This is a genomic window from Shewanella atlantica (genome assembly GCF_003966265.1).
GTDB classification, from domain to species: domain Bacteria; phylum Pseudomonadota; class Gammaproteobacteria; order Enterobacterales; family Shewanellaceae; genus Shewanella; species Shewanella atlantica.
This window is the reverse complement of sequence record NZ_RXNV01000001.1, coordinates 1,174,703-1,196,010: the sequence shown is the minus strand read 5'-3', so window position 1 is coordinate 1,196,010 and position 21,308 is coordinate 1,174,703. Positions and strand designations below refer to the sequence as shown.

Genomic DNA, 21,308 nt, shown 5'->3' with positions numbered 1-21,308 from the left:
CAACATGGCCTGAATAACAATATATTGTGTGTGCCATGACAAACCAATACACCTCAGATGCCATTGAAGTCCTAAACGGGCTAGATCCAGTTAAACGTCGTCCTGGTATGTATACCGATACCACACGTCCTAATCACTTGGGACAAGAGGTTATCGATAACAGTGTCGATGAAGCGTTAGCGGGACACGCGACTAAGATCGATGTCATCCTGCATAAAGATAACTCTCTTGAAGTTATCGATGATGGCCGTGGAATGCCCGTCGATATACACCCGGAAGAGGGGATCCCCGGCGTAGAATTGATCTTAACTAAATTGCATGCCGGCGGTAAGTTCTCAAATGATAATTATCAATTTTCGGGTGGTCTGCACGGAGTCGGGATCTCTGTCGTAAATGCTTTGTCCAGCCGTGTTGAAATTACGGTTCGACGCAACGGCACAGTCTATGACATGGCTTTCGAACATGGTAACAAGGTTGAAGATCTTACCGAGACCGGAACTTGCGGGCGTAGAAACTCCGGAACGCGCGTTCATTTCTGGCCGACTCCAAGCTACTTCGATTTTCCCAATTTCTCTATTTCAAAGCTTGTTTACCTGTTGAGAGCCAAAGCCGTTCTCTGTCCGGGTCTCAAGATCAAGTTTGTTAACAAGCAAACAGATGAAGTAGAAGAGTGGTTCTATGAAAGCGGCTTAACGGATTATCTCACCTCGTCGATTAAAGATGCACTTATGTTGCCAGAGGAACCGTTCATAGGCAGCTTGAAGGGGAATCTTGAGGCTGTCGACTGGGCGATAACCTGGCTGCCAGAGGGGGGAGAATACCTCAATGAAAGCTATGTTAACCTTATTCCAACCCCATTAGGGGGAACTCATGTTAATGGGTTCAGGCAGGGCTTGCTCGACTCGATGCGTGAGTTTTGCGAATTTCGTAACCTGATCCCAAGAGGGATAAAACTGACCCCTGAAGATATCTGGGATCGCAGTAGCTTTATCTTATCGGTCAAGATGCAAGATCCTCAGTTTGCCGGGCAGACGAAAGAGAAGCTGTCGAGTCGTCAAAGTGCTGCTTTTGTTTCCGGTATTGTCAGGGATGCGTTTAGCCTCTGGCTCAATACCCATACTGATCAGGCTGAAGCCCTCGCAGAGATGTGCATCAATAATGCACAGAAACGGTTGAAGTCTGCGAAGAAGGTTGCACGTAAGAAGGTGACCTCCGGGCCCGCACTTCCGGGTAAGTTGACTGACTGTAGTGGGCAAGACCCCATGCGAGGAGAGTTATTTCTGGTGGAGGGTGACTCTGCGGGTGGTAGCGCTAAGCAGGCCCGGGACCGTGAGTTTCAGGCGATCATGCCCCTGAGAGGAAAGATACTGAATACCTGGGAAGTTGATGCAACACAGGTGTTGGCATCCCAAGAGGTGCACGATATCTCTGTCGCTATCGGTTGTGACCCGGATAGTGAAGATATTTCAGAGCTGAGATATGGCAAAATATGCATACTTGCGGATGCGGATTCCGATGGTTTACATATTGCGACTCTGCTTTGTGCGCTGTTTATGAAGCATTATAAAGTGTTGGTTGAGCAGGGGCATATCTATGTAGCAATGCCACCTCTATTTCGCGTCGATGTGGGTAAAGAGGTTTTTTATGCCCTGGATGAGGCGGAGAAAGAGGGCATATTGGATAGAATTGCAGCTGAGAAGAAGAAAGGTAAAATTCAGGTTACCCGATTTAAAGGTCTGGGTGAGATGAACCCATTGCAGTTGAGGGAAACCACTATGGACCCCAATACCCGCAGGTTAGTTCAGTTAACGATCGATGACGCGGAAGCGACAATCTCGGTGATGGATATGCTACTTGCCAAGAAACGCTCGGGTGATCGAAAGACTTGGTTGGAGACTAAGGGAGATTTGGCTGATTTTTAGTCACTATTCCAGTAATTAGATAATTAGGCTTAAATAATAATAATGTTGTTGAATCATACAAAAAATCATAAAGGAATTTGGTTGTTTTTGGCTAGTGTCGCCGCGCTGTTTAGCCTGAGTGCTCAAGCCGCTTCGCAACCTATGATGATCACCGTAACTAAAGGGTTTGGGTTAACCCTGTATGCTTCCGATTTGGGAGATGCAAAGCAGTTAGCGTTGGGAGATAAAGGGACACTATTTGTTGGTTCACGTAAGAAGGGCACGATACAGGCCTTGGTAGATAGTAATGCCGACGGCAGAGTCGATAAGCGTTATGTCATAGCAAAAGGTTTGCAGGCTCCTGAGGCCATCGCATTTTATAAGGGCGATCTTTATGCCGCAGTCGATGAGCGAATTATTCGATTTGTCGATATTGAGAACCGTTTAAGACGTCCCGGACGCGGAAAAGAAGTTTACGACCGATTACCGGGAAAAGCGAATAAGAGCCGCAGAGCATTGCATTTTGGGCTAGATGGTCGATTGTATGTATCGATTGGTGCCCCCTGTAATGTCTGTGAGGCTGTAGCACCCTTTGGTAGCATTATCGCCATAGATATAGAGACCGGAAGCAGTGAACAGATAGCCACGGGGATCCGTAATGTTACTGGCTTTGATTGGTCGCCAATTGATAATGACCTTTGGTTTGCCGATTTAGGACGGGACTGGATGGGTGACAGGTTGCCGCCGGATGAGATAAATCGTGTTGAGCACATTGGCGCACATTATGGTTTTCCCTATATTCATGCAAAGTCAGTGATAGAACCGGCATACGAGAAGCCTGAGAATCTCAAGGTCACGCTGCCGGCCTATGAGCTTCCTGCACACGTAGCCCCTATGGGTCTTCATTTTTACCGTGGTCAACAATTTCCTGCTAAATATCATAATCAAATGTTTGTTGCCGAAAATGGGTCCTGGAATCGCTCCAGTAAGATTGGCTATCAGGTTGTGATGCTGGAGATCGAAAATCAACAAGTGATAAAGCGCAGTACTGTGGTCAGCTTTTTAGACGGAGAGTTTCCCGTTGCCAGACCCTACGCTTTATTAACGGCACCCGATGGTGCTATGTATATCTCAGATGATCTTAAAGGCAATATCTATCGTTTGTTTTATAAAGATATTATTAAAGAAGAGATTGAACCTGCTCAAAAATTGGATACTGAACAATGAGTGATGCGATAGATTTAAGCCTTGATGGTGTAGAACAGATGCCTCTTCGGCGCTTTACCGAAGACGCTTATCTGAACTATTCCATGTACGTTATTATGGACCGTGCTTTACCTCACATAGGTGATGGCTTGAAGCCTGTACAACGTCGTATTATTTACGCGATGAGCGAGCTGGGGTTATCTGCTCAATCCAAGCATAAGAAGTCAGCGCGTACGGTAGGTGACGTATTAGGTAAATACCATCCGCATGGCGATAGTGCATGTTATGAGGCTATGGTGTTGATGGCTCAGCCATTCTCCTACAGGTATCCATTGGTTGATGGTCAGGGGAACTGGGGGGCACCGGATGATCCTAAATCTTTTGCCGCCATGCGTTACACCGAAGCACGTTTGTCAAAATTCTCAGAGGTTTTATTAAGTGAATTAGGGCAGGGGACCGTCGATTGGGGTGTGAACTTCGATGGTACGATGAAAGAGCCTTTGGTTCTGCCATCTCGTTTACCGCATATTCTGCTCAATGGTATTACCGGCATCGCAGTAGGCATGGCGACGGATGTCCCACCCCATAATGTTCGTGAGTTAGTCTCAGCCTGTGTTGAACTGCTCGATAACCCTAAGGCTGATTTAGCACGTTTAATGGAATTTGTGCCGGGCCCCGACTATCCCACTGAAGCCGAGATCATCACTCCCAGCAGTGATATCAGCAAAATCTACACTACGGGTCGAGGTTCGATTAAAGCGCGAGCCGTCTATAAGATTGAAAATGGCGAAGTGGTCATCACCGCGCTTCCTCATCAGGCCAGCGGCGGCAAGATCCTGGAGCAAATTGCATCCCAGATGCAGGCTAAGAAGCTGCCTATGGTTGCCGACCTCAGAGATGAGTCCGACCATGAAAATCCTGTGCGTATCATCGTTGTCCCCAGATCAAATCGAGTCGATAACGATCAGCTTATGGCTCATCTGTTTGCCACCACTGATTTAGAGAAGTCTTTCAGAGTAAACCTGAATATTTTAGGGCTGAACGGACGTCCACAGGTGAAGGGCTTAAAACAGATCCTCACCGAGTGGTTGGAGTATCGTTTCCAAACGGTAACTCGTCGTGTTCAACATAGACTCGATAAGATCTTAGCCAGACTGCATATACTCGAAGCCTTGATGACGGCCTTCCTGAATATCGATGAGGTGATTGAGATTATCCGTTATGAGGATGAGCCTAAAGCCGAATTGATGTCGAGGTTTAACCTGACCGATATTCAGGCTGATGCGATTCTTGATCTTAAGCTACGCCACCTGGCTAAACTCGAAGAGTTTAAGATCAAGGGTGAGCAGAGCGAACTTGAAGCCGAGCGTGACAAACTGCAGTTGCTATTAAGCTCTGATAGAAGAATGAAGACGCTGATTAAGAAGGAACTGAAGCAAGACGGCGAAACTTATGGCGATGACAGACGTTCTCCTCTGGTTGAGCGTGGAGATTCCAAGGCATTGACTGAGCAGGAGTTGGCGCCAGTTGAAGCCGTTACCGTTGTGTTGTCAGAAAAGGGTTGGGTTCGCTGTGCTAAAGGGCATGATATCGATGCGAAGGCGTTGTCTTATAAGTCCGGAGATAGCTTCCTCTGCTGCGCTGCGGGTCGCAGTAACCAGCCTAGTGTGTTTATAGGGTCGACGGGGCGTGCTTTTGCAACTGAGACTCACACCCTGCCATCGGCAAGGAGTCAGGGCGAGCCGATAACGACGCGCTTTAATCTGTCACCGGGTGAGGTGATGGAGCATGTTTTATTAGGCGATGATGATAAATTCTATCTGCTCGCTTCAGATGCAGGCTATGGCTTTGTCGGTTCCTATAAAGATATGGTATCCCGAAATAAAGCGGGTAAGGCCTTATTGACGCTGCCTGCCAATGCAAAGGTTATCGCACCTCAGATCGTCGATAAATCGAAGGTGGAATCGATATTGGCTATCACCAATGAAGGTCGTATGTTGGTATTCTCCCTTGAGGCTTTACCTCAGCTCTCAAAAGGTAAGGGTAATAAGATCATCGGTATCCCCAGCGAGAGAGCTAAGAGTCGGGAAGAGCTGTTAGCACATCTGCATGTCGTCCCCGAAGATACTGCGGTAACGCTCTGGGCGGGTAAGCGTAAATTAACGTTAAAACCAAGCGATCTGGAGCATTATCGAGGTGAGCGTGGCCGACGTGGAGCTAAGCTACCTCGCGGCTTGCAACGGGTCGATAGTGTTGAAATCGGTGACGGCGTTCAAGCGATAGAAGAATAGCTAATACCAATCGGTATAAGTCGTTATTACTAAAAAAAGCTGCCGATGGCAGCTTTTTTATTGGGAGTACGATTATCTTAGAAGCTTAGAACAATAGAGGGGCTTAGAAGTTTAGGCTACTTCGTAATAGTTAGGCTCTATGTCTAACTGCCTCTGAATGATCTGGCCTGCCATTCTGGTACACTTTCCACATTGACTGCCTACACCTAAGCGCTTTTTAACATCAGCAAGAGAGATATCCCCCTGACTAACGGCTTCTTTGATCTGTGTATCAGTTACTGCATGACAAAGACAAACGTACATTAAAAAGTCTCCCTAATTCGATTTAAGAAGTATAAATGAAAATGATTCTCAATGCTAATAGCTGGTGGTTATAGTTTACTGCTAAAAATCCTGGTGTGTGTTATTAAAAAATGTGACAGAGGTTCTTGTTTAGAAGAAAGTGGAAGCAGATAAGCTTTATTGGTCGTGTAGAAGGCCCGTTAAGCTGAAAACCCTGCAGGTTTCAGCTTTGAATAAGGACCGGTGAATCGACTCATTTTCAATAACCGCGTTGAAAATTGACCTCATGTGATAGTTGCTCACCATTGAGTAACTTGTGGTAGTTTTCGATAAATATCTCCACGACCTGTTCAGGAAAACTGGGCGCTGCAATATGAGGGGTTATGATGACATTTGGTAATGACCAGATAGGGTGTTCCCGGGGAAGTGGCTCTTGATTAAAGACATCTAAAATTGCATTTTGCTGACAATTTTTAACTAATTGCTGATAGAGCGCGTCCAAATCCAACACATCTCCGCGCCCCAGATTAAATAAGATGGCCTCAGGTTTCATCAGAGAAAGCATTTCGGTATTGAGGACACCTTTGGTATCAGGAGTGCTGGGTAAGATACTGGCGATAGCGTCAGCCTGCACCAGGTACTTAGGTAAGTGCGCTAAGGTGTCTACTTCATCGAAGCCCTTAGTTGGTTTGGCGCCACGGTTGATTCCGGTGACCCGCATGCCAAAATGCTTGGCGGTTTGCGCAAGGTGCTTAGCGATATTACCGGTGCCGAGTAGGAGCAGGTGCTGGCCCTGAAGTGTCTTAAAGCTACCGGGAAGCCAAATTTTTTCAGCCTGCTGCGACTTATATTTTTGATGCTCTCGCTGGTGAGCCAGCAAATAGCCAAAAAGGTACTCACTCATCAATGGGCCAAATATGCCCCTCACATTTGTGAGTCGATAGTCCTTTCTCTGACGCGGTTTGACTAAGGCGTCGACTCCGGCCATTGTGGATTGCATCCAGGTAAGCTTTCTACCGTGGGGCAGAATTGGGGCGGCGAGGCCTGGTTCGGCAAGCCAGATATCGGCTTCAACTATGTTTTGCGGGTCATCACCCAGTAGGGTGAGTTCAGGAAGATGGCAGGAGGTAAGCAGATCACGATAGCGCTCATTTTCATGGGTCAATAATAGTAACTTGTGTCTCATACACACTCCCTTTATTCTTAAGTTGACTATTATACCAATCAGTATAAAGATGTGATCGCTCAGCGAGAGTTTAGCGCTTCTGAGGCAAGGCAGCGAGTGAAGAACATAGTTGCTCTACGTTTAAGCTCGTTAACGCAGCTTCAGAAACGCTAAAACTCGCCTTTCAGGAGTCTTTTTGGCTGCCTACTTCCTCGTTGAATAGCTTCACAAGGGAGCACCATTGCATCATCTATTCGCCTTGAATTAGTTTTCCAAAAGTAACTCTGAGTAGATCACTTTCTTATACTGATTGGTATTATTCATGGATCCTAGAATGGAACAAATTATTTCAATATTTCATCAGGTTGGAACCTGGCTCTATCCTTGGCTTAACGAGATCGCGACAGCCATAGTTGCCTGTACTCTTGTCGTATTCGGCGCCGATATCAATCGCTTCTTAAGGCGAAAGTTGGCCACTCGATCATTTGTGCTCAGGACGTTAGCTTTTGTATTGGTCAATGCATTTGGCTATGGTTTACTGATTATTTCAGTTAGTCCCATACTTGCCAGAAACATGGCCAGTTTGCCTGCTCACTGGTTATTGCTTGTGGTGACGCTTATCTTCTTTCTTATTGGTGCCTGGGCACAAGGTAATCGTCAAGTTTAATGAGTCACAACAATATCTAGTTTAGGCTGGAATGTGCTGATTGTGCGAACAATTTTATCTTAAATCCACCAGACTGAATGTCTCGCGTTTATTAATAATATCGAACTTTTTCATGTATGGGTTCAATAATATTGATATTTAGCCCTGGGCCAGTGTTTGTGCCGCCTTATCAGGGTAATTGGTAAATATTCCATCTACCCCTATGCTATCCAGTTCATGAATATCATCGGGATGATCGACGGTATACACGAACACTTTTAATCCTTTCGAGTGAGCTTCGTCGACTAACTCGGAGGTAATAAAGCTCAGGCTGAAATGGATAGAGTAGGCATCAAGCTGTATTGCTGCATCGATAGTATTGAAGAGAATGCCCTCTAACAGCAGTGCGACAAAAGCCTGGGGGTAGGAGTGGCGAAACTTCTGTAGAAATCCATGGTGAAAGGATGAGATCAGTAATTGCTCGGCCCGGAACCCCAGCTCATTAATGAGCTTTGGGTACAGGGCGATAAAGGGGGCCAGAGATGTCATCCCCTTTAACTCGATATTGACGAGACAGTTTTGCTTACTCAGGTAGGTCATCACCTCCCAAAGCGTCGGGATCGCTTCACCATCAACAGAGATATTTTTCAGATACTCGCGGCTGACGTCACTGATGAGCCCCGTTCCACTACTCTTAAGATCAAGCCTTCTATCATGATATACATAGAGTTCTCCCTCTACGCTATGAATATCAATTTCTATCGCCTCGGCCCCCAGCTCGATAGCTTTTTTCATTGCTGCGAGGGTATTTTCCGGGGCATAACCGCTTGCTCCTCTATGTGCGAAAATAATCATTAGGTTCTAGGGCCTGTTTATCTTTCGAGCTTGAATTTTGCTCAATCTCAATGGGTTTAGTGCAAGGCTTCGAGCTATGACGCCTAATGGGTTAAGCGAAAAGCTCGTAACACAGCAATATGCCCATTGAGATGAGCCCGTAGGGCAGCGTTTGTTGGCCATTTCTACTACGTTGTTGCTTATTCATGTAGAGTAACTACACCGCACAAGCTCCGCCTTGTATAAAATGCCAACCCCTCGCTGCAAAAACAACCATGAAAGGTCAACAGGCCCTAATAACTCCTTGAGCATCTTTGTTCTGGCTATTGTTAATATGCACTTCCAGCTGCGGATATGCTAATTCAAGATTGTTTTCGTTTAACTTTTTACTGATCCGTTTATGTAACTTATGACGTAGTGGCCAACGCGAGTTCATATCCTTGGCATATGCTCTGACTTCGAAGTCTTGAGTATGTTTGCCAAAACCGGCAAACCAGACCTCTGGCTCTGGTGTATCCAAGGCGTCATCACACTCCTTTACCGCTTGATATAATGCGGCTTCGACACGTGCCGGATCTGAATCTCTTGCAACAGAAACGTACACAATGACACGGGTGATCGGATCCGATAGCGACCAGTTGATTAGCTGCTCGGTAATAAATGCCTTGTTGGGAACGATAATCTCTTTTCTGTCCCAGTCTATAATGGTTGTCGCTCGAATTTGAATTTTACTCACAGTTCCAGTGAGATCTCTGATAGTGACGGTATCGCCGATACGTACAGGTTTTTCAAATAGAATGATCAAGCCTGAAATAAAGTTAGCGAAGATCTCCTGAAGACCGAAACCTAAACCTACCGATAATGCTGCGACCAGCCATTGGAGTTTTGACCACTCCATTCCAAGGGTCGAGAACCCACTAAGCAGGCCGAAGAAAACCACCAGATAGCGGCTGACGGTGGTTATCGCAAACCCTGTACCTTGGGTTAAATCGAGTCGTTGCAAGATCATAAGCTCTAGCAAACCAGGCAAATTGGTGGCGATCATCAGTGAGAAGCCCACAATGATAAGCCCTAACAGTAACGACTTTAATGTGATTGGTAGCTGCTGTTCAATCCCATTGATTACTGAATTACTGGTCCAGAGAGTTATTCCGTCGAGCAAAGAGAATAGCGCCGTGTGAGTCTGGGTCCAAAGGCCGATTAAACAGGCGAGAAAGGCCAACAGCAGCAATGAACGTACTAAGCCCAAAGATTGGCTGGAGATGGTCTCTAAGTCGACTACGGGCTCTTCATAGGTGTCTGGAGAGTCATTGGTGTTTTGAGGATCTTCACCTCGTTCACGTTGGGAGAGGATCTCGGCTCTGCGGGCTTTTGCCCGGTCGAAGGCGATTCTGCGTCGTTCAATCAACATCCAGCGCTTTATCAACTGATAGAGCAACATAAATCCTAATGAGAGTAACAGAGATAACTGCAACTGTAACAGCATCTGGAAGGCTGTGTAGTAGTACCCCCTGAATGCAAGCACTGCACACACGGGTGGGACGAATAGAAGAATAGCCCATAAGATACGTTGAATAAGCTTCTTATTCTTACCATCCTGGTGGTAGTGATGCTCTTTTTTCGACAGGGCAAGAATATCCTTATAGAACCAAAACAACATGATGCAGAATACAATAAATGCACCTCTTCCTATGCTGTTTCGTAGTACCGAGTTATCAATAAACTCTGTAAACCCCATGATGCCGAAGAAAGGTATGGCCATTAATGTGAATGTTTTGAACCTGAGCTGGCCCTCGCGAATGATCTCTTTTTCACCTTTAAAGTGGCTGATCAACAGGCCGCGGTCGAGTGCCAGCAGGTAAGTAAAACGATAGAGGAGGTAGAGTAGTCCAATGGCTAACACCCCCATGCCTATGGCCGAAACCATATTTTGACTGGAGTAGTACATGATTAAACCCGCGGTGATGACGGGCAGAGGCTTAATGATGCTGTACGCCAGCGAATTGATAAGTGCTCTGTAGGTATAAACAAATTGATCTTGGGTTACATTCCCCACGAACGTCACATCCTGGGCCATGGCGGTTTTAAACTTAGGCGTCACAATGTCCTGGGCAACGAGACAGAGTACAAAGAGTATAATCCACCAGGACCAAAAACCACTGCGTTCAGTGAAGGAGTTTGATAGATCTATGGAGGGAGCTTGATGTACCAGCCATTGTGTACTCTGGTAGAATTCAGTGAACCATAGTTGTCCGATAGAGTTTGCATTCGGAACCCAAAACAGGTGCTCGTTCAGGGTACTTTTTAAGGTTAAATGCTGTTGAGTCAGCTGCTCGTAAACAACCCTTAAGTCGCCCAGTTCACTCAGGTACAGATCATAGCTCTGTAATAGCTGAGTGATCAGCGCATGCTGAGAGTCGAGTAATTTATTCTGTATGCTTGTGAATGAATCCTGAGCCAGTAGCTGCTGTCCGTTGAGGGTTTGATCTTGCTCGACTTGGTATCTTGCCATTCTTGCATTGGCAATTTTATTTTGTAGCTTTTCTTGGTTTGGCGGGTTCGGTAATGTTTGCAGCATCTGCAGAAAGCGTTCGCCAAAAGCCGAGTTGAGCTTAATCCATCCAATCTGTTGTTGAATATTTGCCAACTGCTTGGCTTGCTGTTGATATCGGTTCTCTGCCACCTCTTGTTGTTTTACTACCTGATTGGTTTTGGTTGTCAGACCTTTTAACTCAGAGGCATAGTTTTGATTGATTGCGCTTAGCTCTTGGGTGAGAGGATCTTTCTCCGTCGAGGTTTCAATCAGACTTTTAGCGATTGTAGCATCGGTTTTCTTCTGGCGTTGCAGAGCCACTGCGCTGTTAAGCGTTTCAATCAGGTTTTCTTGTTGGGATAGCTGTTTTCTAACCAGTAACATCTGTTTCTGATTGAGGTCTATGCGTTTTTGGCTGCTGGCAAGTTCAGCTTCAAGTGTCGCTAAGGTTTGAATATAGAGCTGACGTTGTGCCTGAAGTACAAGTTCTTCTCCGCTGGGCGGTTGAGTGATTGTATGCTTCTTGTTCTGGGAAAGTGTTTGTCGAGCCGAACTTATCTTATTCGGCAGCTGGTTATGCAGCTTTATTAAGTCTGTTATTTTTCCATTCAGATTGGCTTCTGTCTCTTTTAACTCTGAAAGCCTCAAATACGCAAGAGAAGCTTGTTGAGTTAACCCCTGACTTTGTGACAAAGAGAGAGGGTTTTGAGCTTGAACAAGTTGATGTTCAATACTGAGCTTATGAGTCTGATAACTATCAATCGATTCTTGGTAGCTCTGTGCAAGCAACTTTTGCTCTTCGGTTGCACGTGTTAAATGCGCCAGCTTTTCTTCAACTGAAAGGTTTTTAGCTGTGGTTTGGTTTATCCCCAGACGTTTATCTAGCCCAAGAGGAGAGTTGGCATTGGCAAAGGGGGTAAACATGAATACTAAGAGCAGTAAAATTAGTCGCATAGTTTGATGCTGGCAGAGAAAAGGAACAGAGGTATAGTAAGATAATGGTATCGCAGTTCAAGCTCTTTTTATCAATTTGAACAGTTCATTACTTAAGAGTCGACTTTGTTCGAATCAGTAACCAACAGTTCGATGGTCAATCTCAATGAAAAAGGCTTGGGTTAGTTTGATTTTCTATATGTACGGCGGCTCCGTCGGGTCTCGAAAATTGCGGTAGCGACGACGAGGACTCCGCCTAAAACTGTCTTAAGTTCCAGGTTTTCACCGAGGAAAAACAGGGCGAGTACGGCACCATAAAATGGCTGAAGGCAAGAAACTAAACTGACGGTTTTCGCGCTTAAATGTCTTAATGCCGCCGTAAATAACGCATGGGGAGCGGCAGTAAAAACAACACCTAACAGAAGTATTAAACCCCAAACATTCTGTTCTATAGTGTTGATCTCTACGCTATGCCATGGAGCCAGAAAAACAGCAGCTACTGCAGTTTGGTAAAACATCGCTTGGGGGCCGGAGTAAGCTGAGAAATATCGTTTATGGAGTAAGTTGCGTGCAGTAAAAAACGCAGCGGATAACACGCCCACGGCGATGCCTAAGGTCACATCATTACCCAAGTTGGCTTCGGGGATGAGTAAAGTGACACCTATGAGCACTGTGATACCACTGACAATATCGACTCTTTGAATTTTATTACCGGTAACTATCGGCTCGATTAATACGGTCATAACCGGGTAGGTAAAGAAAGCTATCATGCCGACGGCGATAGATGAGAGTTGCATAGAAGCAAAGTAGGTGACCCAATGCAGGCTAACAACTATCCCTAAGCCCAGGGCAATCAGATAGTCTCGACCAGAATTTAATAACAATCTGTGTTTACTTGCTTTGACTATGAGTGCGAGGACCAAGGCTGCGACAAAACATCTTAAAAGAGTGATATCTAATGCACTTAGGGGGATAAGTTTAGAGAAGAGTGCAGTGCCGCCAAATAGCAGCACCGCGAGGTGTAGCTCTAATAAACCTGATTGTTTTTGATTTGCAGTTTGGTTCATTAGTCCTCTATTTTTGCAAACGGCTGCCCCATTCTAGTGACTGCTTTAGCTGCGACATCTTCGGCAAACTCATCCAATGCATCTTTAGCAAATAACATAACCACAGTGCTTCCTAATTTGAAGCGGCCCATCTCATCGCCTTTATCGAGAGTCAGTGCATCTGGTCCTTCAGTAGGGTAATCCCAGGTAAAGACTTTCTTGCCAGTTGGTGGCGTAACAGTACCAGCCCAGACGGTTTCAATACTTGCCACAATGGTTGCGCCGACAAGTACCATAGCCATTGGGCCAATTTCAGTTTCGAACAGAGCGACGACACGCTCATTTCTGGCAAATAAACCGGGTACATTTTCAGCGGTTAATGGGTTGACTGAAAACAACTCTCCGGGTACGTAGGTCATCTTTGACAAAGTACCCTTAATCGGCATATGAATTCGATGGTAATCTTTTGGTGCCAGATAAATAGTTGCAAAATCGCCATCTTCGAAGCGCTTCGCATCATCAGCCTGATTGCCTAACAGTGCAAGTGACGAATATTCATGTCCTTTCGCTTGAAAAATTTGACCATCTTTGATTGGACCACACTGGCTTATTGCGCCGTCCACCGGGTGGACAATGTAGTCTTTGTCGTCAAACAGAGGACGTACACCTGGTTTTAGGGCACGTGTGAAAAAATTATTAAAGGTCGTATAAGCTTCTGGCTCACTCTGCGCCGCTTCGCTCATGTCTATTTTATACTGCTTAATAAACCACTTAATCGCAGCTGTGGTGATACTACCAAGTTCTGCTGCCGCCAATTTACCTACTAGGCGAGAAATTAAGTGCTTTGGCATCACGTATTGCAGCGCAATTTTAATTTTGTCCACGTTTTACTTCCCTTAAATTTTAATGAGTTGCACTCTTATTCGTCAGAACCGGCTCTGAAGTGTCGAGCGTGACGCTGTTCATCTAAGCTAGCGATAATTTTGTGATAGTTGTTATATCTGTCTTCTGCAATCTTACCATCATTAAATGCCGCTGTTATCGCACATCCGGGATCGTTCTTATGTTTACAGTCTCTGAATTTACAGGTTCCAAGGTAATCCCTGAATTCTATGAAGCACCATCCTACCCGCTCGGCGGGAAGGTGCCATAAAGCAAATTCGCGAACACCCGGAGAGTCAACAAGATCACCACCGCTGGCAAAATGAAGTAACTTTGCCGTAGTCGTTGTATGTTGGCCTAAGCCTGAGTTTTCAGATACATCGCCAATTTGTAACTCAGCATCTGGCATCATGGCGTTGATCAGTGAAGACTTGCCTACACCGGACTGGCCAACAAAAACGCTGACCTTTTCATTTAGAAGCTCTTTTATAGCGTCCACGCCAAGTCCAGACTTACTGCTGACTTGATAGACGGAATAGCCAATATTTTTATAACGCTCGAGAGCCGCTTCAACTTCAGGTCGTTCCTCATCGGTAAGGAGGTCGATCTTATTGAGGACAATAATGGGGGAGATACCCGTGTCTTCGGCTGCAACCAGATAGCGATCGATGATCTGAGTCGTGAAGGTTGGAACAACGGAAGATACTATCAAAATTTGATCAATATTGGCGGCAATGATCTTAATGCCATCATAGAGATCGGGGCGAGAAAGATAGGAGTGACGGGGGTGGACGGCTTCCACTACTCCGGCAATTCCCTTTTCTATATCTTGAGCTAATCTCGCGACGACCTTATCGCCGGTGACCAGGCTTTGAATATTTCGACGAATATTACAGCGAACCAGTTGTCCCGATTCTGTTTCAATATCGGCATGTTGGCCAAAACGAGATATGACGGTTCCGAGCTGTTCCGGCCCAAGTGAACTATCCTGTAATTCAGGGGCATTACTGCCTGAATCTTTCCGTTGCAGTCTTTTCTCTTGATTGGCCCGCATACGGCGGCGTTGGCCTTGACTTAGGGGTTTCTTTTTACTCACAGATTTGCCATCGTAAAATAAGGTGATTTTGTGTTGCTTAAAAAAGCAGTATGATACACGGTCTTAAACAAAAAAGCCTGAATTTAGGCAAACCGGAACAATAAGGCAGATCTATGGCTGCAGATGCAAACAATCTCATATGGGTAGATTTAGAGATGACAGGGCTAGATCCTAGCGTCGATAGAGTCATTGAGATTGCAACAATAGTGACAGATAAAGAGTTAAATATTCTCGCTGAGGGGCCTGTCATTGCCATTCACCAATCTGAAGAACAGCTTGCTGTAATGGACGACTGGAATCAGAAACACCATGGTGAGTCGGGTTTAGTTGATAGGGTTCGTGCCAGTAAATATAGTGAAGAGCAAGCTGTGGCAATGACGATAGCGTTTCTTTCTCAGCATGCCACCAAAGGCGACTCTCCTATGTGCGGCAATAGCATAGGCCAGGATAGACGCTTTATGAATAGATATATGCCGGAGCTGGAAGACTACTTTCACTACCGAAATATTGATGTGAGTTCAATCAAAGAGCTTGTTCGTCGCTGGAAACCAGAATTAATGAATGGTTTTACTAAGCAGGGAACTCATCAAGCATTGGTCGATATTCAGGAATCTATAGCAGAACTGCAGTATTATCGGGCAAAAGTATTTAAAATTTGACCAATCAGTCAGTTTATTTTCAAGAAGGGGTTGCAGAGAGATGAAATTCTCATATAATGCGGCCTCAACTTTACGGCTTCCCGATTTAGGGGAGTATTAAAAAGTAAAGTTTTGCGACATTAGCTCAGTTGGTAGAGCGATACCTTGCCAAGGTATAGGTCATCGGTTCGAACCCGATATGTCGCTCCAAATTTATAACTTAGAGATTTACCAAAGTCTTTAAGAAAAGTTTTAAGCGACATTAGCTCAGTTGGTAGAGCGATACCTTGCCAAGGTATAGGTCATCGGTTCGAACCCGATATGTCGCTCCAATTTAAAAGATTAAGCGACATTAGCTCAGTTGGTAGAGCGATACCTTGCCAAGGTATAGGTCATCGGTTCGAACCCGATATGTCGCTCCAATTTAAAAGATTATGCGACATTAGCTCAGTTGGTAGAGCGATACCTTGCCAAGGTATAGGTCATCGGTTCGAACCCGATATGTCGCTCCAATCTTCCTCTTGATTTAATCCTCGTAGCTTTAAAAGATTATATGACATTAGCTCAGTTGTGCTCGTAGAAAGAGCCGATACCATCTTTTTTGCCAAGGTATAGCTTCTCGTTAAGTCAAAGGCCGGTTCGAACCCCTTTGGTTTAAATCAAAAGCTCGCTCCAATCTTCTCCTTGATTAAAATTCTCCTAGCTTTAAAAGATTATGCGAAATTAGCTCAGTTGCGCTCCCTCGTTAGGTCAAGAGAAATAGTCGATACCTTCTTTTTGCCAAGGTATAGCTTCTCGTTTAGCTAAGTGCCGGTTCGAACCCCTTTGGTTTAAATCAAAAGCTCGCTCCAATCTTCCCCTATATTTAAATTTCTCAAACACTTCAAACACTTCAAACACTTCAAACACTCCAAACACCTCAAACACTTCATAAAGTTTTAAACGAAATTAGCTCAGTTGTGCTTCTTGTTCGGTAAATAGAACGAGTCGATACCCTCTTTTTTCTAAGGCGTAGCTAATCGTTAAGCCAAAGGTCGGTTCGAACCCACTCTTGTTCAAATAAAAAGCTAGCTCCAATCTTCCCCTATATTTAAAACATCTCAAACATCTCAAACATCTCAAACATCTCAAACATCTCAAACATCTCAAACATCTCAAACATCTCAAACATCTCAAAACTTTCAAACAAAAAACTTTTTAAGCGAGATGCTATTCGCTTGGCAAGCTATCGCTAGCTGGCAGCTACCGGCCCCATAAGAATCAAAAACTTGCTTCAACAGTGATGGGTTGTAAAGCTTACCTCTCAATTTCTGATTTTTTTATGTTTAAATCACGTAGATTTGATAAGCGTGATCTGATGCTGATTTCTTTTAACAACTCCTAATGTAGCGGTCTCGGAAGTATCAAACTTTGAACTTGTTCAAGTATTCCTTCGTGGTTTGTTTGCATAATGCCTACATAGATGATTAATTGAGCCGATTTTTGGCAAGTATTTTTTTGGGAGCGATTCATGCGATTTCAACAACTCAGCGAACTATTAGGTTATGTTGCTACTTGCCGCGTAGAGATGGCACAACTGTATAATAGATTACAGACAGAGGCAGATTCATCGAGAGTGAAGATGATGCTTGAATATTTTCAACAACATCAAAAGGGTGTGGCTGAAAAATTAGAAAACTATATTGATGAAGCACCAAAGCGGGTGTTAGATACCTGGTATAAAGACATCACGTTTGAGGATTTTGTCAAACGATGCCAGGATACTGTGCTCACTGCAAACATGTCAGAGGAAGATGTGTTAGAGCTTCATTTAGAACTGGATAACGCTTTGATTAACCTGTTGAATAAGACGGCTGAAAACTCTTCATCGAGCGAAATAGCCGGAGCCTTAAACGACTTGGTACGTGTAGAGAAAATTCAGCAACAGCGCTTGGTTCACAGCAGTATCCGTATGGATGACATGTAAAATTTCAAGTTATAGCAATTGCAGCTTTTAATCTGATTGGTATCGATTAGATACAACTAAAATCAGATGCAGCGCCTAACTAAAGGTACCTTAGGGTGCCTTTTTTAATGTTTTAAGTTTAATTCAGCTAGAAATAAGGTTGAACTGTTAATTTCCATCATCATCTTTATCGCTACATGGCTGAATAATTGCTTTATACAGGCCTATCCCTACCAGTAGCAGGCATAGAAGTAAAAGTGCTTGAATCAAAATTTTTGATTGTAACGGTAAACTCAATAACAGCATGCATATCGCTAATACGAGTAACGTAAAGAGCTTCATCCCTTTGCTCCTGAACTGATTTCTTGTGCGAGATCAACTTTCTCTTACATAAGTGTAGTGACAAGTGAATCTATTTACGAATCTAAGCTCAAATTCTATTAATCTTATTATTCTAGGCATTCAGAATGCTGGTCTCTGCTTTACGTAACCTCAACGGAGAAATAATCATGTTGCCAAACGGATCGACTTTTCCTTGTGAAATGTTCTTAAGCTCGCAAGTACGAACCGCTGAACAAAAGTTTGTCGATAGTGGAAACACAGATTTTTATCGGCTTGTTGAATCTGCGGGTAAAGCAGCATTCGAGCAGATTGAAATGGCACAAGATAAATCGAGTTCCATTTTGGTACTTGTCGGTTACGGTAACAATGGCGCGGATGGCTACGTGTGTGCCAGGAGGTTGCTGGTGGCGGGTTATAGCGTTGCGCTAATGGCATTTACCCGAGAGCAGATGGGGGAAGAGGTACTTAAAGCGCAACGACTTTTCATCGAGGCTGGTGGAGAGGTGGAGCGTTTTTCCCCGGAAAAGGCACTCTCGGAAGATGTGATCATCGATGGTTTACTGGGTACCGGTTTTAGTGGTGACATACAAGGCGACTTTAAACTTGCCATCGATAGCATCAATGCCAGTGGTGCATGGGTGTTTAGCTTAGATATTCCCTCGGGTATCAATGGGGATACAGGAACAGGACCTAATGCCGTAGAGGCCGATGTTACACTCACTTTTGGTGCGATTAAACAAGGGCTAATGACAGGTCGTGCGAGACACTGTGTTGGTCAGTTGCTGTTTACGGCTCTGGGCTTAACAGAATATCTGCCTCAGCCTAAGTCAATAAATGTCTCTATTGACTATGTTAATCAACATATTAAACCCAGAGATAGAGACTCACATAAAGGTTTATCCGGAAAGGTATCAGTTATTGGCGGCGATTCAGGTATGGCTGGTGCGGTCAGGTTAGCCGGGGAGGCTTGCCTTAGGGCGGGAGCTGGTCTGGTCACGGTAATATCCAGGCCTGAACATCAAATTGTCGTAAATTCAAATAGACCTGAGCTGATGTTCTGGGGATGTGAGTTAGTCGATATGGAAGTTTACCTTCGCCTCGGATGGGCCAATATTTTGGTTATTGGTCCGGGTCTTGGTAAGCAAGATTGGGGCTACAATCTACTCAAGGCTGTAGGCTTGAGTGATAAACCTTGCGTGATGGATGCTGATGCCCTGAATTTACTCAGCGCAGAACATGGAAGACAGGATCATTGGGTTTTGACCCCTCATTCCGGTGAAGCAGCCAGATTATTGGGTATTTCTACAAAAGAAGTTGAAAACGACAGGTTTGCGGCGGTTAAAGCCATACAGCAGAAATATGGTGGGGTGGTGGTATTAAAGGGGCCGGGTACTTTAATTTATGATGGTTCACAATGTTACGTTGCCCCTGTAGGTAACCCCGGGCTTGCCGGTGGCGGTTGTGGCGATGTGTTATCAGGAATTATTGCTGCGCTGATGGCGCAGGGATTCGATCAACTCTCTTCGGCAATTATGGGAGTGGTTGTGCATGGAGAAGCTGCCGACCGCGCCGCAATGGATGGAGAGAGGGGGATGCTTGCCAGTGACTTAATGCCCCATATCAGGCAGTTGGTGAACCGAATATGATTGCCGTTACCCCATAAGGTTTAATGGGGCACAGAGACGATTTAGTGTAATTACATGAAAGCTATTTAGCTGACTGGTTAATTGGTATAAAGTAACAGGTTCGGAACAACTTTAGGTTAGTAAACTCAATACAATGACATCAGTAAAAGTCTACCTCGATAATGAACAAGATACAGTGGATCTTGGTAAGCGATTAGCGGCAGTTATTTCTCCACCTCTGATGCTGAATTTGTCTGGCGAATTGGGTGCGGGTAAGACAACCTTGAGTCGTGGCCTCATCCAAGCCTTAGGACATAAAGGGGCGGTGAAGAGTCCTACCTACGCATTAGTTGAACCCTATGAGTTTGACGGGATCGATCTCTATCATTTTGATCTTTATCGGTTGAGCGATCCTGAAGAGCTGGAGTTCATGGGGATCAGAGATTATTTTACACAGAGAAGTATCTGTATTGTTGAATGGCCGGATAGAGGGCATGGTCTGTTACCTCAGGCCGATATCAGTCTTCAAATTAACTATGTAGGTGAACGTAGGGAAGTTGAAATCTCATCTGGTTCAGATAAGGGAAGCCAACTCTTGAGTAAACTCAAATAACAATGATAAGAATTGATTTTATTTTTAAGTTTCTATTAGTTTCACTGTCTGTCTGTATCTCCTTTGTAGCCAATGGCGCTACAAAGCTCGATGGTGTGCGGATATGGGCTGCTCCTGAGTCGACTAGGGTCGTTTTCGACTTGAGTAAGGCACCTAGCTTTACCCATTTCACCCTCACCGGCCCTTACCGATTGGTCGTCGATCTCAAAGGAACATCGACCTCTCTTAATCTCAAAAAGCTGGCAAACAACAGTAAAATAGTCAAAAGAGTGCGTATTAGTAAGCCACCTGCTAAGGGAACGCTCAGGCTGGTTATCGATCTGACTAAGCCGGTAAAGGCAAACCTGTTTGCCCTCTCACCTACGGCGCCATATGGCAACCGACTGGTGGTCGATCTTGATGATAGCCGTTCCGGTTCGAAGACTAAACCAACCAGCAAACCTAAGCAGAAGTTGCGTGACGTTATCGTTGCGATCGATGCCGGCCATGGCGGGGACGACCCTGGCTCCATAGGACCATCAGGCATATATGAGAAAAAAATTGTCCTGCAGATTGCGAAAAAAGTCGAAGCTCAGATCAATGCAACACCAGGTATGAAAGCCGTCATGACCCGCACCGGGGACTATTTTGTTAACCTCAATAAGCGCTCTGAAATTGCACGAAATAGTAAAGCCGATCTCTTAGTTTCTATTCACGCGGATGCGTTTACCTCATCTCAGCCCAGAGGAGCATCTGTTTGGGTGCTGTCTATGCGCCGGGCAAACAGTGAAATTGGTCGCTGGCTCGAGCAGAAAGAGAAGCATTCAGAGTTATTAGGTGGAGCCGGTGAGATAATTCAAAGTACCGATAATGAGCAGTACTTGGCCATGACTCTATTAGATATGTCGATGGATAGATCTATGGCAATCAGTCATAACATCGCCGACGATGTGCTTTCCAACTTAGGCAAAGTAACCAAACTGCATAAGCATAAACCTGAATCTGCCAGCTTTGCAGTACTCAAGTCACCCGATATCCCCTCGATCTTGGTTGAAACCGGCTTTATATCGAATCATAAAGAGGAGCGGCTTTTGTCGCAGAGAGAGCATCAGAATAATATTGCAAAAGCGGTACATAAAGGGGTGCTACGCTACTTTGAAGCGAATCCGCCGGTCAACTCATTGATGGCAAGTAAAGGTTCCTTTAAGCACAATGTCCGTAAAGGGGAATCATTGTCGGTTATAGCGCACAGGTATCAGGTTTCAATAATCAGTATTAAGAAGGCCAACGGTTTGAAATCTAATACATTACGTATTGGTCAAAAGTTGGTTATACCAAGGGCTTAAGTCAC

At 44.9% G+C, this 21,308-nt stretch carries 16 protein-coding genes and 4 tRNA genes; 13 read left to right on the top strand and 7 right to left on the bottom strand.

The window, feature by feature from the left end; genetic code table 11:
• The first annotated feature begins 35 nt into the window (after positions 1–35).
• Genes parE through parC form a run of 3 tightly spaced genes read left to right on the top strand, consistent with a single transcriptional unit; the run spans position 36 to position 5,398 of the window.
• Positions 36–1,922 (top strand): DNA topoisomerase IV subunit B, encoded by a 1,887-nt coding sequence (gene parE / locus EKG39_RS05175; RefSeq protein ID WP_126504649.1) that lies wholly within the window; start codon positions 36–38, stop codon positions 1,920–1,922.
• A 42-nt stretch (positions 1,923–1,964) separates the two neighbouring features.
• Entirely contained in the window at positions 1,965–3,128 is a 1,164-nt protein-coding gene (locus EKG39_RS05170; RefSeq protein ID WP_126504648.1) for a PQQ-dependent sugar dehydrogenase, read from the top strand.
• On the top strand, positions 3,125–5,398 hold the full coding sequence (parC, locus tag EKG39_RS05165) for a DNA topoisomerase IV subunit A (RefSeq protein WP_126504647.1): 2,274 nt from the start codon (positions 3,125–3,127) through the stop codon (positions 5,396–5,398). The genes EKG39_RS05170 and parC overlap by 4 nt, the downstream gene beginning before the upstream one ends.
• 111 nt (positions 5,399–5,509) lie before the next feature.
• On the opposite strand, the gene EKG39_RS05160 is transcribed toward parC, so the two are convergent.
• Together EKG39_RS05160 and EKG39_RS05155 are read right to left on the bottom strand one after the other, a co-directional pair.
• The gene (locus EKG39_RS05160; RefSeq protein WP_126504646.1) at positions 5,510–5,701 is read right to left on the bottom strand and encodes a bacterioferritin-associated ferredoxin; all 192 of its coding nucleotides are present in this window, start codon (positions 5,699–5,701) and stop codon (positions 5,510–5,512) included.
• Positions 5,702–5,939: 238 nt separating this feature from the next.
• Complete coding sequence (locus tag EKG39_RS05155) at positions 5,940–6,866, bottom strand: D-2-hydroxyacid dehydrogenase (RefSeq protein ID WP_126504645.1); 927 nt, start codon at positions 6,864–6,866, stop codon at positions 5,940–5,942.
• 313 nt (positions 6,867–7,179) lie between these two features.
• On the opposite strand from EKG39_RS05155, the gene EKG39_RS05145 reads away from it, so the two are divergent.
• Entirely contained in the window at positions 7,180–7,512 is a 333-nt protein-coding gene (locus EKG39_RS05145) for a DUF3392 domain-containing protein (RefSeq protein WP_185817519.1), read from the top strand.
• A 138-nt stretch (positions 7,513–7,650) separates the two neighbouring features.
• Here EKG39_RS05145 and EKG39_RS05140 read toward each other — a convergent pair whose 3' ends face one another.
• From EKG39_RS05140 to rsgA, 5 genes are all read right to left on the bottom strand, one after another.
• The gene (locus tag EKG39_RS05140; protein WP_126504643.1) at positions 7,651–8,346 is read right to left on the bottom strand and encodes a glycerophosphodiester phosphodiesterase; all 696 of its coding nucleotides are present in this window, start codon (positions 8,344–8,346) and stop codon (positions 7,651–7,653) included.
• A gap of 262 nt (positions 8,347–8,608) precedes the next feature.
• A complete protein-coding gene (locus EKG39_RS05135) occupies positions 8,609–11,812 on the bottom strand; it encodes a mechanosensitive ion channel domain-containing protein (RefSeq protein WP_126504642.1) in 3,204 nt (1,067 codons plus the stop codon).
• Between the two features lie 161 nt (positions 11,813–11,973).
• A complete protein-coding gene (locus tag EKG39_RS05130; protein WP_126504641.1) occupies positions 11,974–12,858 on the bottom strand; it encodes a DMT family transporter in 885 nt (294 codons plus the stop codon).
• The gene (asd, locus tag EKG39_RS05125; protein WP_126504640.1) at positions 12,858–13,721 is read right to left on the bottom strand and encodes an archaetidylserine decarboxylase; all 864 of its coding nucleotides are present in this window, start codon (positions 13,719–13,721) and stop codon (positions 12,858–12,860) included. Before asd ends, EKG39_RS05130 begins: the two co-directional genes overlap by 1 nt.
• Before the next feature lie 35 nt (positions 13,722–13,756).
• Complete coding sequence (gene rsgA, locus EKG39_RS05120) at positions 13,757–14,815, bottom strand: small ribosomal subunit biogenesis GTPase RsgA (RefSeq protein WP_126504639.1); 1,059 nt, start codon at positions 14,813–14,815, stop codon at positions 13,757–13,759.
• Positions 14,816–14,928: 113 nt separating this feature from the next.
• Here rsgA and orn point away from each other — a divergent pair, with 113 nt between their 5' ends.
• The 9 genes from orn (at position 14,929) to EKG39_RS05075 (ending at position 21,303) form a co-directional block, all read left to right on the top strand.
• Complete coding sequence (gene orn / locus EKG39_RS05115) at positions 14,929–15,474, top strand: oligoribonuclease (RefSeq protein WP_126504638.1); 546 nt, start codon at positions 14,929–14,931, stop codon at positions 15,472–15,474.
• Between the two features lie 113 nt (positions 15,475–15,587).
• A tRNA-Gly gene (locus EKG39_RS05110) sits at positions 15,588–15,663 on the top strand.
• 46 nt (positions 15,664–15,709) lie between these two features.
• Positions 15,710–15,785, top strand: a tRNA-Gly gene (locus EKG39_RS05105).
• Positions 15,786–15,799: 14 nt separating this feature from the next.
• Positions 15,800–15,875 (top strand) — tRNA-Gly (locus EKG39_RS05100).
• Positions 15,876–15,889: 14 nt separating this feature from the next.
• Positions 15,890–15,965, top strand: a tRNA-Gly gene (locus tag EKG39_RS05095).
• Between the two features lie 998 nt (positions 15,966–16,963).
• The gene (locus EKG39_RS05090; protein WP_126504637.1) at positions 16,964–17,419 is read left to right on the top strand and encodes a hypothetical protein; all 456 of its coding nucleotides are present in this window, start codon (positions 16,964–16,966) and stop codon (positions 17,417–17,419) included.
• 488 nt (positions 17,420–17,907) lie between these two features.
• On the top strand, positions 17,908–19,386 hold the full coding sequence (locus EKG39_RS05085) for an NAD(P)H-hydrate dehydratase (RefSeq protein WP_126504636.1): 1,479 nt from the start codon (positions 17,908–17,910) through the stop codon (positions 19,384–19,386).
• Between the two features lie 133 nt (positions 19,387–19,519).
• Positions 19,520–19,978, top strand: coding sequence for a tRNA (adenosine(37)-N6)-threonylcarbamoyltransferase complex ATPase subunit type 1 TsaE (gene tsaE / locus EKG39_RS05080; RefSeq protein WP_126504635.1), 459 nt, complete (start codon positions 19,520–19,522; stop codon positions 19,976–19,978).
• A gap of 2 nt (positions 19,979–19,980) precedes the next feature.
• Positions 19,981–21,303, top strand: a complete 1,323-nt coding sequence (locus tag EKG39_RS05075; protein ID WP_126504634.1) for an N-acetylmuramoyl-L-alanine amidase — start codon at positions 19,981–19,983, stop codon at positions 21,301–21,303.
• Positions 21,304–21,308 lie beyond the last annotated feature (5 nt).

Coding starts and splice junctions, on each gene's coding strand:
- parE (WP_126504649.1), top strand. CDS start 36: ATGACAAACCAATACACCTCAGATGCCATTGAAGTCCTAAACGGGCTA.
- EKG39_RS05170 (WP_126504648.1), top strand. CDS start 1,965: ATGTTGTTGAATCATACAAAAAATCATAAAGGAATTTGGTTGTTTTTG.
- parC (WP_126504647.1), top strand. CDS start 3,125: ATGAGTGATGCGATAGATTTAAGCCTTGATGGTGTAGAACAGATGCCT.
- EKG39_RS05160 (WP_126504646.1), bottom strand. CDS start 5,701: ATGTACGTTTGTCTTTGTCATGCAGTAACTGATACACAGATCAAAGAA.
- EKG39_RS05155 (WP_126504645.1), bottom strand. CDS start 6,866: ATGAGACACAAGTTACTATTATTGACCCATGAAAATGAGCGCTATCGT.
- EKG39_RS05145 (WP_185817519.1), top strand. CDS start 7,180: ATGGAACAAATTATTTCAATATTTCATCAGGTTGGAACCTGGCTCTAT.
- EKG39_RS05140 (WP_126504643.1), bottom strand. CDS start 8,346: ATGATTATTTTCGCACATAGAGGAGCAAGCGGTTATGCCCCGGAAAAT.
- EKG39_RS05135 (WP_126504642.1), bottom strand. CDS start 11,812: ATGCGACTAATTTTACTGCTCTTAGTATTCATGTTTACCCCCTTTGCC.
- EKG39_RS05130 (WP_126504641.1), bottom strand. CDS start 12,858: ATGAACCAAACTGCAAATCAAAAACAATCAGGTTTATTAGAGCTACAC.
- orn (WP_126504638.1), top strand. CDS start 14,929: ATGGCTGCAGATGCAAACAATCTCATATGGGTAGATTTAGAGATGACA.
- EKG39_RS05090 (WP_126504637.1), top strand. CDS start 16,964: ATGCGATTTCAACAACTCAGCGAACTATTAGGTTATGTTGCTACTTGC.
- EKG39_RS05085 (WP_126504636.1), top strand. CDS start 17,908: ATGTTGCCAAACGGATCGACTTTTCCTTGTGAAATGTTCTTAAGCTCG.
- tsaE (WP_126504635.1), top strand. CDS start 19,520: ATGACATCAGTAAAAGTCTACCTCGATAATGAACAAGATACAGTGGAT.
- EKG39_RS05075 (WP_126504634.1), top strand. CDS start 19,981: ATGATAAGAATTGATTTTATTTTTAAGTTTCTATTAGTTTCACTGTCT.